Source organism: Nonomuraea sp. NPDC003707, assembly GCF_053587055.1.
This window is the reverse complement of the sequence record NZ_JBSFNK010000014.1, coordinates 289,890-301,183: the sequence shown is the minus strand read 5'-3', so window position 1 is coordinate 301,183 and position 11,294 is coordinate 289,890. Positions and strand designations below refer to the sequence as shown.

The 11,294-nt window shown below is 70.2% G+C and carries 6 protein-coding genes; 4 read left to right on the top strand and 2 right to left on the bottom strand.

Going from position 1 to position 11,294, the window contains the following annotated elements:
* From ACWDRB_RS33750 to ACWDRB_RS33735, 4 genes are all read left to right on the top strand, one after another.
* Positions 1-342, top strand: a 342-nt coding sequence (locus ACWDRB_RS33750) for a LamG domain-containing protein (RefSeq protein ID WP_449900523.1), incomplete at its 5' end; no start/stop codon positions are given.
* Positions 343-537: 195 nt separating this feature from the next.
* Positions 538-6,678: an RHS repeat domain-containing protein gene (locus ACWDRB_RS33745; protein WP_449900521.1), complete on the top strand. Its 6,141-nt coding sequence runs from the start codon at positions 538-540 to the stop codon at positions 6,676-6,678.
* A gap of 109 nt (positions 6,679-6,787) precedes the next feature.
* A complete protein-coding gene (locus ACWDRB_RS33740) occupies positions 6,788-7,546 on the top strand; it encodes an SDR family NAD(P)-dependent oxidoreductase (RefSeq protein WP_350730050.1) in 759 nt (252 codons plus the stop codon).
* 161 nt (positions 7,547-7,707) lie between these two features.
* Complete coding sequence (locus ACWDRB_RS33735; RefSeq protein WP_357754800.1) at positions 7,708-8,493, top strand: alpha/beta fold hydrolase; 786 nt, start codon at positions 7,708-7,710, stop codon at positions 8,491-8,493.
* 123 nt (positions 8,494-8,616) lie between these two features.
* Here the strand turns inward: ACWDRB_RS33735 and ACWDRB_RS33730 are convergent, their stop codons facing one another.
* Entirely contained in the window at positions 8,617-9,765 is a 1,149-nt protein-coding gene (locus tag ACWDRB_RS33730; RefSeq protein ID WP_449900518.1) for an AI-2E family transporter, read from the bottom strand.
* 121 nt (positions 9,766-9,886) lie between these two features.
* On the bottom strand, positions 9,887-11,170 hold the full coding sequence (locus tag ACWDRB_RS33725) for a DivIVA domain-containing protein (RefSeq protein ID WP_350730055.1): 1,284 nt from the start codon (positions 11,168-11,170) through the stop codon (positions 9,887-9,889).
* Positions 11,171-11,294 lie beyond the last annotated feature (124 nt).

Genomic DNA, 11,294 nt, shown 5'->3' with positions numbered 1-11,294 from the left:
GAACAGCAGCGGTGGACCCTCGGCATGAGGGCCGCCGACACCGACACCGCCGCCCTCGTACGCACCCGCTCCGACGCCATCCCCAACCCACTGGAGTGGACGCACGTCGCCGGCGTCTACGACGCGCTGGCCGGCGAGCTGCGCATCTACGTCAACGGCCAGCTCTCGACCACCACCATCACGTCCCACGCGAGCGCGTGGAACGCCACCGGCCCGCTGCAACTGGGCCGGACCAAGACCGCGGGCGCCTTCACCGGCTACTGGCCAGGAGTCGTGGACGACGTCCGCACGTATGACGGCGTGCTGAGCGCCGAGCAGATCGCTCAGCTGGCCGCCCAGTAAGTTCCCACCCACCCCAGTAAGTCCTATCTGCACCCCGACTGGGAGAGGTTCATGGACCTGCCGAGTGAGTTAGACCTGCCCGAATCCCGCTGGAATCGACCTCACGAACCCGACGAACCCGACAATCCCGACCCTTACTGGAACCGTTTCGTCAAGCCCAAGCCCGAGTCGCCCTGGCCTCGCAGACTCGCGGCGGTGCTCACCATCGCCCTCGTCGTCCCCCTCACGTACGCCATGCCCGCGGAGGCCGCGCCCCGGCCGGCCCCCTCGGTGGAGAACGAGAAGCCGATCAAGGGCAAGAGCGTCCCGGTCCTGCCCCCGATGGCCAATCCTGTCGAGAAACAGGCGTGGAAGGCGCCGCCAGGCGCCGCCTGGCCCAAACCCCAGGCGGCGGAGCTGGGCGGCACCGGGGCGAGCACCCTGGCGGCGACCGGCTTCCCCGTGAAGCTGGCCCCGCAGAAGGCCGCCGCCGCCAAGGCCGAGACCCCCGACCCGGTACGCGTCGAGCTCCTCGACTCCAAGCTGCTCGGCCTCGCGATGCGCGTATCGCCCGGCCAGGGAGCGAGCCTCAAGGCCGCGTCCGGCAAGAAGTCCCGCCTGCAGATCGACTACTCCGGCTTCCGCTACGCCTACGGCGGCGACTACGGCGCCCGGCTCCGCGTGGTCAAGCTGGAAGAGTGCGCCCTGACCGAGGCGGACGGCTGCGCCGCCCCCCAGCCGGTCAAGAGCGAGAACGACCCGAAGGCGGGCACGCTGACGGCCGAGTTCGAGCCGGCCGGCCTGTACGCGGTCACGGCCGCCGCCTCGGGCCAGTCCGGCGACCACTCCGCCACCTCGCTCGCCCCGTCGGCGAGCTGGGGCGTCGGCCCTCAGACCGGCGACTTCAACTGGGACTACGACCTGCGCACCCCTCCCGCGCTGGGCGGCGACGAGCCGGAGTTGTCGATCGACTACTCCTCCCAGAGCGTGGACGGTCGCACCGCCTCCACCAACAACCAGGCCTCCTGGGTCGGTGAGGGCTTCGAGCTGAACCCCAGCGGCTACATCGAGCGCCGCTACAAGTCCTGCATGGTCGACGGCAAGAAGACCGGCGACCTGTGCTGGGACGGGGAGAACGTCACCCTGTCGCTCGGCAACTCGGCCGTCGAGCTGGTCAAGGACGCCACGAGCAAGCAGTGGCGGCCCAAGCGCGACGACGGCACCCGCATCGAGTACCTCACCGGCGCCACCAACGGCGACAACAACGGCGAGTACTGGCGGGTCACCGGCGCCGACGGCACCCAGTACACCTTCGGCCTGAACCGCCTGCCCGGCTGGGTCACCGGCAAGGCGGAGACGAAGTCGGTCCAGACGGTGCCGGTGTTCGGCAACAACAGCGGCGAGCCCTGCTACAACAGCACCCCGGCCAACGCCTGGTGCCAGCAGGCGTACCGGTGGAACCTGGACTACGCGGTGGACACCCACGGCAACGCCACCACGTACTGGTACGCGCAGGAGAAGAACTACTACGGCCGTAACATGAAGCCCGAGCTGGGCACCGTGTACGACCGCGCGGGCTACCTCACCCGCATCGACTACGGTTACCTGCAGAACGAGCTGTTCACCAAGGCTCCCGCCTCCCGCGTCGTCTTCGACGTGGCCGAGCGCTGCCTGCCCAGCGGCACCATCACCTGCGCCGCCGACCAGCTCAAGAAGGAGACCGCCAGCAGCTGGCCGGACGTCCCGTTCGACCAGATCTGTGACTCCGGCGTGAAGTGCACCGACCGCCTGGCGCCGACGTTCTTCACGCGCAAGCGCCTGACCAAGGTCACCACGCAGATCATCAACGCCTCGGGCCAGTACACCCCGGTGGACTCCTGGACGCTCGCGCACCAGTTCCCCGCCTCGGGCGACGGCATGAGCCCGGCGCTGTGGCTGGCGTCGATCCAGCAGAGCGGTCACGTGGGCGGCACGATCACGCTGCCCAAGGTCACGTTCATCGGCGTCCAGCTGCCCAACCGGGTGGACGCCAACGAGGGCCGCGCTCCGCTGGTCAAGTGGCGCGTGCAGGCCGTGAACAACGAGTCCGGCGGTGAGCTGCGCGTCAACTACTCCGCCGCCGACTGCAAGCCCGGCGACGTGCCCGCCGCCGACAAGAACGCCAGGCGCTGCTTCCCGCAGCGCTGGTCACCGCCGAACGAGGCCGAGGTGACCGACTGGTTCCACAAGTACGTGGTCACGCAGACGATGGAGGTGGACCGCGTCGGCGGCGCCCCCAACGTCGTCACCGACTACGAGTACCTCGACGGGACCGCCTGGCGCTACGCCGAGAACATCCTGGTCAAGCCCGAACACCGCACGTGGTCGGACTTCCGGGGTTACGGCCGGGTCCGGGTGCGTCAGGGCGACGGCCAGGACACCAAGCGCACGCTGACGGAGTTCCGCTACTTCCGCGGCATGGACGGTGACAAGCAGGCCGACGGCTCCAAGCGCAGCGCGCAGGTCACGGACACCGAGGGCGTCAAGCTCGACGACCTCGACCAGTTCGCCGGCTTCGAGCGCGAGGAGGTCGTCTACGACGGCGACGGCGGGGCCATCCTGAGCGCCACGCTCGAGGCGCCCTGGTCCGTCAAGACCGCCGAGTCCACGCAGAGCGGTGTCACCAAGGCCGCGTACGTGGTCGAGCCCAAGTCCATGGTCGCCCGCACCGCGCTGGAGGGAGGCAAGTGGCGTCGTACCGGCGAGGAGCGCGAGTACGACACCAAGGGCCTGCTCACCCAGGTGGAGGAGAAGGGCGACCTGGCCAGCACCGACGACGACCAGTGCACCCGCTACACCTACGCTCGCAACGACACCAGCTGGATGCTCGACTACACGAGCCGGATCCAGAAGGTCGCCGCCGGCTGCGGCACCGCCGTGTCCACGCTGGCCGCCGGTGAGGTCATCTCCGACCAGAAGGTCCAGTACGACAACAAGGCGTACGGCCAGGCGCCGACCAAGGGTGACGTGACCACCGTCGAGAACACCGTCTCCGGGGACGGCGCGACGATCGTCGAGAGCACCCACACCTACGACGCCTACGGTCGCGAGACCAGCGAGACCGACGCGCTGGGCACCAAGTCCACCACCACCTACACCCCGACGGCGGGCGCGCCCCCGACCGAGATCAAGGAGACCAACCAGCTGGGCCACGTCGAGCTCACCCTGCTCGAACCGGCCTGGGGAGAGCCGTACGCCGAGGTCGACGCGAACAACCGCCGCATCGACATGGAGTACGACGCGCTCGGCCGCCTGGTCAAGGTCTGGCAGCCCGACCGCAGCAAGGCGGCCAACCAGTCGCCCAGCACCGAGTACGCCTACTCGATGCGCACCGACGGTCCCAGCTTCGTCACCACGAAGACGCTGAACGCGGACGGCACCTACAGCGCGAGCCACGAGCTGTACGACGGCCTGATGCGCAAGCGCCAGACCCAGGAGCCCGCGCCCCGCGACGAGCAGACGCAGGACCCGGCGCTGCGTGACGGGCGCACGATCACCGACACCGTCTACAACTCGCTCGGCGAGGCGGCCAAGTCGAACACCGGCTACTTCGCCACCGGGACGCCCTCCACCGACCTGCTCGCCGTGGCCGACGCGGACGTGCCCAACCAGGTCGTGGTGACCTTCGACGGCAGCGGTGACGCCAACGCGCAGATCCTCAAGGCGAAGGGCCAGGAGAAGTACCGGGTCAGCACCACGCAGCAGGGCGACCGGGTCAACATCACGCCCCCGGCCGGAGGCACCGCCACGACCCGCATCGGCGACGCGGAGGACCGGCTCATCGAGTTGCGCCAGTACAAGGGCGCCACCCCGACGGGCGAGTACGAGTCCACCAAGTACACCTACGACCACGCCGGACGCCTGTCCACGGTGACCGACGCGGCGGGCAACGTGTGGAAGCACCACTACGACATGCGTGGCCGCGAGATCAAGATGGAGGACCCCGACAAGGGGGCCACCACGATGACGTACAACGACGCCGACGAGCTGGTCACCACGACCGACTCGCGCGGCAAGACGTTGTACTACGTCTACGACGCGCTGGGCCGCAAGAAGGAGCTGCGCGACGGCTCCGCGACCGGTCCGCTGCTCGCCGAGTGGCAGTACGACGCGCTGGCCAAGGGCCACATGAACGCCAGCATCCGCTACACGGGCGGGCAGGCGTACAAGGCCGAGATCAACGCCATCGACTCCGACTACCGCACGCTGCGCGAGACCGTCACCGTCCCCGAGCGGGAGGGCAAGCTGGCGGGCTCGTACCAGCTCAACACCCGCTACACGATCGACGACCAGGTCCAGTCCGTCAGCTTCCCGGCCGCGGGCGGCCTGGCGGAGGAGCAGGTCGTCTACACCTACGACGAGCTCAGCCAGCCGACCAAGGTCAGCGGCCTGAACACGTACGTGACCGCGACCCGCTACTCCAAGCTGGGCGAGACCCTGCAGCAGGAGCTGAGCACGGGAGGCAAGAAGACCTGGGTCACCTACACCCATGACGAGGGCACCCGCAGGATGTCCAGGATGCGGGTGGACAGGGAGGGCGCCGCGGCGACCGACCTGGACCTCAACTACAGCTACGACGCGGTCGGCAACATCACCAAGATCGCCGACAAGGGCGCGAGCGGCCAGGACACGCAGTGCTTCAAGTACGACCATCTGCGCCGGATGACCTCGGCGTGGACGGGCACCGACGACTGCGCCAGTGGCAGCCCGCAGTCCGACAAGATCGGCGGCGTGGCCCCGTACGCGCTCAGCTACGAGTACGACGCCACCGGCAACCGGACCAAGGAGATCAAGCACGCCTGGGGCGGCGCGGGTGAGACCACCCGTACCTCCGCCTACCCGGCGGCGGGCGCCAAGCAGCCGCACGCGCTCCAGACCGTCGGGTCGGACCTCTTCGAATACGACGCCGCGGGCAACACCACCAGGCGCAAGGTCGGCAACTCCGACCAGAGCCTGGTCTGGGACGCCGAGGGCAACCTGGAGTCGGTGACGGAGGCGGGCAAGACGACGTCCTTCGTGTACAACGCGGAGGGCGACCGGCTGATCCGCAAGACGCCGACCGACTCCACGCTCTACATCGACGACATCGAGTTGCGCTTCGACTTCGCCAAGGACGCCGTCGAGCAGACTCGCTACTACACCATCGGCGGCGAGCCCATCGCGGTGCGCACGCCGGACAACCAGGTCTACTTCCTGGTCAACGACCACCAGGGCACCGCTCAGGCGGCCGTGAACGCCGGGACCGGTGAGCTGGCCGTACGCAGGACGACGCCGTTCGGCGAGAACCGGGGATCGCCACCGGCGTTCTGGCCGGGGCAGCGCGGATTCGTGGGAGGCACGCAGGATTCCACGACCGGGCTCGTCCACCTCGGCGCTCGCGAGTACGACCCCAAGAACGGGCGCTTCCTGTCGGTCGACCCCGTCATGGAGGAGCAGACCCCGCAGCAGCTCAACGCCTACGCCTACGCCAACAACAGCCCCATCACCATGAGCGACCCCGACGGCCAGCTGTTCTGGTTCGTCGCGGTGGTCGTGGTGCGGGTCTCGGCGCAGATCATCGCCAGGAGGCTGGCGATGGCCGCCGCCAGGCGGGCCGCCATCGCGGCGGCGCGTGCGGCGGCCAGGCGGGCCGCCCTCGCGGCGGCGCGGCGCCGGGCACTGGCGGAGGCCAGGCGGAGAGCCGCGGCCGAGGCCAAGAAGCGGGCCCTGGAGGCGGCGCGGAAGAAGGCCGCGGCCGCGGCCAGGAAGAAGCTCCAGGAACAGGCCAAGAAGAGGGCGGCCGAGCGGGCCAGGAAGGCGGCGACGGCACGGGCACAGCGGAGGGCCGCGGCGGCGGCGAAGAGAGAGGCGAGGAGAAAGGCCGCTGAGCAGGCGGCCAAGCGCCGGGCCGCGGCGGCGGCCAGGACGCGTAACAGGCGGTCCGGCCGGCTCCCCAGCGGGATCCAGCGGGCACGGCAGCGTCCGGCGCAGCGGCCGACCAGCCACAGGGCGCAGCAGCGGCAGTCGCCGCCCAGGGACAGCCGGCAGCCGATGCAGCCACGGCCGAGCCAGATCTACCGCAACGACGGCTCGACCCAGCCGACGCAGTCCTACAGCGTCTACCGAGACGGCCGGATGTATCCGGACGGACCGCCGCCGGCGGCCCGGCCCGGTGGCTCCGGCCAGGGTGAGCGGCAGATCTTCCGGCCGGACAAGGTCGAGCCCGAGAACACGAGGACGGGCACGATCGCCGAAACCGGCTTCAAGGTCAACCAGTATCTCGACAAGAGCGGAATAGCCGACGCGCTCGACATCATCATCTGGGGCTTGGGAGGTTAGCCCCAACTGATCGGACACCGGCGCGGGACCCTCACGGGTTCCGCGCCGGTGGCGTTTTCGGGTGTCATGTCACTAGAATCTTGTTCGGTAATGAACTCGAGGAGGCAGCGTGGGCGCGTTCGATCTCAGTGGGAAGCAGGCTCTGGTCACGGGAGCGTCGAAGGGGATCGGGCGGGGCATCGCGCTCGCCTACGCCGAGGCGGGGGCCGACGTGGCGCTCGTGTCCCGCTCGGCCGAGAGCCTGGCCGAGGTGGCCAAGGAGGTCGAGGCGCTGGGCAGGCGCGCGGTCGTCATCCCCGCCGATCTCACCGACCGCGACGCCGCCGCGGGGGCCGTCGCGGCGGCGATCGACGGGCTCGGGCACCTCGACATCGTGGTCAACAACGCGGGCGGCTCCAACTTCCTCGTCGAGTTCAAGGACCTGCGGCTGTCAGGGTGGGACAAGCTGATGCGGCTCAACCTCGACTCGGCCATGATCGTCTGCCACACCGTCGCGCCCCACCTGCTGGAGCGGGGTGGCGGCACGGTCATCAACGTGGCGTCGGTGGCGGCGCTCGGCGCGCCCTTCCTCGCCCCGTACGCCGCCGCCAAGGCCGGGCTGGTGGCGCTGACCAAGACGCTGGCCGTGGAGTGGGCGCGGGCGGGGGTGCGGGTCAACGCGCTGTGCCCCGGCTGGACGGCCACCGACCTCAACCGGAACCTCTGGGAGGACGAGACCTCCGGCGCCGCCACGGTCGCCACCGTGCCCATGCGGCGCTGGGGGACGGTGGCGGAGATGGCCCAGCCGGCCGTGTTCCTGGCCAGCTCGGCTTCCGCGTACATGACGGGCCAGGTGCTGTTCGTGGACGGCGGCGCCACCGCCATCTAATTGTGTACGCGATTATTCGCCGGCCAATGCCAGTTTTATAGCCGACATTGGCGAAATGCCGTCTTTATAGGGAGCTTTAGCGAAGCCGTCTTCGGTTTTCGGCGGATATAGGCATACGACATTGAGTGCTTGCGGCCGTGAACCGGGCTACCGTGTGGTCCGTGCAGCTCTACACGAGATCGGCCGGAACCGGGCTCCCGGTTGTGCTGCTTCACGCGTTCCCGCTCTCGTCGGCCATGTGGCTGGCCCAGCGCGAGGGACTGGCCAAGGCCTGCAGGGTCATCACACCCGACCTGCGCGGCTTCGGCGGGTCCCGCCTGGGTGACGACGAGCCGTCGCTCGACCTGATGGCCGACGACGTCGCCAGGCTGCTCGATGACGAGGGCATCGAGCGGGCGGTGGTGGGCGGGCTGTCGATGGGCGGCTACGTGACCATGGCATTCTGCCGCCGGCACCCCGACCGGGTGCTCGGCGTGATCCTGGCCGACACCAAGGCCGGCGCCGACCCGCCCCCGGCGCGGGACAACAGGGAGCGCATCGCGCAGGCCGTGCTCTCCGAGGGCAGCGAGGTGCTGGTCAGCGAGGTGCTCCCGGCGCTCATCGGGCCGACCACGAGGGAGCGGCGGGCCATGGTGTTCGGGCGCGTCAAGGGGCTCGTGCAGTCCGCGCCGCCGGGCGCGGTCGCCTGGGCGCAACGGGCGATGGCCGCGCGGCCCGACTCGTTCGACACGCTGAGCGCGCTGAAGGTGCCGCTGCTGGTCGTGGTGGGGGAGGAGGACGAGCTCTCGCCACCCGCCGACGCGGAGGCGATGGCGCGCGCCGTACCCGACGGGCGACTGGAGATCATCCCGAAGGCCGGCCATCTGAGCGCGGTGGAGCAGCCCGAGGCCTTCAACACGGCGATCACCGAATTCCTCCGCACCGACCTCGCCACCCCCCGCCCCTGACCCCACCCGGCGGCCGGCTGCCCGCCCACGCACCCATCCCCGGCCCGAAGGAGCTCAGCCGGAGTGAGACGGGCGACGGGGGCGCGGTCGGCAACTGGGACTCGGCCCCTCCCCGGGAGGCCCTCAGACGTGGTCCTGGCGCGGCAGGACCACCTCCCGGACGATCAACGCGATGGCCGCCGCCACCGGAATGGCCAGCAGCGCTCCGACGATCCCCAGCAGCGCCCCGCCGAACAGCGCGGCGATCACCGTCACCGCCGGCGCCACGTCCACCGAGCGCTTCATCACCCTCGGATAGATGAAGTAGTTCTCGACCTGCTGATAGATCACGAAGAAGACCGCGCACGCGATTCCCGCGGGCACCGACTGCAGCAGCGCGACGCCGGTCACGAGCACCGCGCCGATCGTTGCGCCCACCAGCGGGATCAGGTCCGTCAGCGCCACGACCAGGGCGAGCGCGAGCGCGTACTGCACTCCGGCGATGGACAGGAAGATCCAGGTCAGGAAGCCCGCGATGACCGAGATGAGCACGTTGCCCGCCACGTACCCGCCGATGCCGGAGAGGATCTGCTCGCTGATCGCCCTCGTCCGGGTCCTGCGGGAGGCCGGTACGAGCTTGAGCAGGTAGTCCTTGATCGTCTGCAGCGAGCCGAGGAAGTAGAGCATGAGCACCAGCAGCGTCACCGTGGTGTAGACGCCGTTCAGCACCACCAGCCCCGCGCCCATGATGCCGCTGGCCAGCGACGGCCCCAGCGTGGACGTCACGAACGTCTTGAGCTGCGCCAGGATCTGGTACTCGGAGTCGAGCTGGTGCAGCGTCGGGTTCTTGCCGAGCTCGGTGACGTACGTGGGTACCGCCGCCACGAACTCCGACAGCTGCTGGCTCACCGGCGGCACCACGGCCAGGCCGAACAGCGCGAACGCCACGATGACCCCGGCGAACACGATCGAGATCGCGCCCCGCCGGGCCAGGCCGCGACGCTGGAGGGCCTCGACGGCCGGGTTGAGGCCGACGGCCAGGAACATCGCCACGACGACCAGGATGATCGTGCTCAGCGACGCGACGACCATCTGGGCGATCGCGATCGCCGTCAGCACCCCCAGCCCGCCGACCAGCCCGAACAGGAAGGGGCCGCGGGCGAGCGGCTTCCCGGGCAGTCCGTACGGCTGAGGGCCGCCGTCGCCCTCCTGGGCCGTGGCAGCTCTCTTCGTGGTCGTGGCTTCTGCGGACTCGGTGGGCTCCGGGGCGGTGGGATCGACATCCGCGGACAAGGCGACACTCCCGAGATTGTCGGTAAACAGCAAAGAGAGAGCCTAGCGACCATCGGATCGCCAGGCTCTCTCCAACCTGCTCTTCAGCCCCCGTGTGCAGTCCCGACCTGTGGGCCGGTGGTTACTCCTGCCACCATTCGGCGTCGTCCTCGGACTTGCTCTCGACCTTCGCCGCGGGCGTCGTGGCCGGGGCCTCGGCCACGGGAGCGGCGAGCGCCGGCTTGGCCGGGGCCGCCGTGACCGCGGGCTCCGGCTCCATGCCGGGCAGGGCCGCGCCGCCGAGCAGCTGGCGCAGCTGGGCGAGGTGGCTGGTGATGCTGTCGCGCTGGCGGGTGAGCTCGTCGACCTGGCGCTGCATGGTCGTGCGGGTGCGCTCGGCCTCGTTCTTCGCCTCGGTGACGATCGTGTCGGCGCTCGTCTTGGCCTCGGCGACGATCGTCTCGGAGCTCTTGCGGGCGTTGGCGACAAGCTGCTTGGCGTGCAGGTCCGCCTCGCGGCGGGTCTGCTCGGCCTGCTGGGTGGCCTTCGTGGCCCGCGACTCGGCCGTGGCCGCGCGCTGCTCGGCCTCGGCGACCATGCGCTGGGTGTTGGCCTGGGCGGTGGCGTGGCGCTCGGCCTCCTGGCGCTCGGCCTCCTCGCGGCGGGAGGCGAGCTGGATCTCGAACTCCGCCTCGTCCTGCGCCCGCTTGGCCTCCGACTCCTCCAGCACCCGCTGAGCCTGCGCGCGCATCTCGTCGGCCTGCCGCTTGGCGGTGGTCAGCACCTCGTCGCGCTCGCGCTTGGTCGAGGCCCGCAGCTGGGCGACCTCGCGCTCGGCGGTGGTGCGGAGCTTGGCGATCTCCCGCTCGGCGTCGGCCCGCTTCTCCGCCACCTCGTGGTCGGCGGTGGCCCGCAGCTTGGCGACCTCGCGATCGGTGGTGTTGGTCAGCTCGTCGGCCTCGCGGCGGGCGGTCGAGCGGGTCTCCTCGGCGTCGCGATCGGCGGCGGAGCGCATCTCGTCGCTCTCCCGCGTGGCCACGGCGCGCTTCTCGGCGGCCTCGGCCTCGGCGGCGGCCCGCATGTCGGCGGCCTCGACCTTGGCCGCGGCCTTGATCTCGTTGGCCTCGGACCTGGCGGCCTGGACGAGCTCCGTGGCCTGCTCCTCGGCCAGGCGGAGCAGCTGCTCGATGCGGGCGCCGAGACCGGAGTAGGTGGGGCGCTCCTGCTCCTGCAACTGGCGCTGGGAGTCGGACAGGTCGCGCTGCAGGCTCGTCACCTGCTCGCGGGACTGCCGTAGCTCTCCGTCTAGCTGCTTCAGATGATCGTGGACCTGATGCCGGTCGTAACCGCGGAGCACCACGTCGAACTCGCGTGCGGGGGCGTCCTCGAAGAAATTGTTGAGCTGGGCGTCGATGTCGGACTGCATGGAGGCTCAATCCTGGGTTGTCGAGACGGCTACACGGGCCGGACGGGGGGTTCGGGGCATCCGATCCAGGAGCCTGTGCCAAAGGGCAGGCTCCATGTCCGGTGGAAGGTCAAGCGTACTCCGC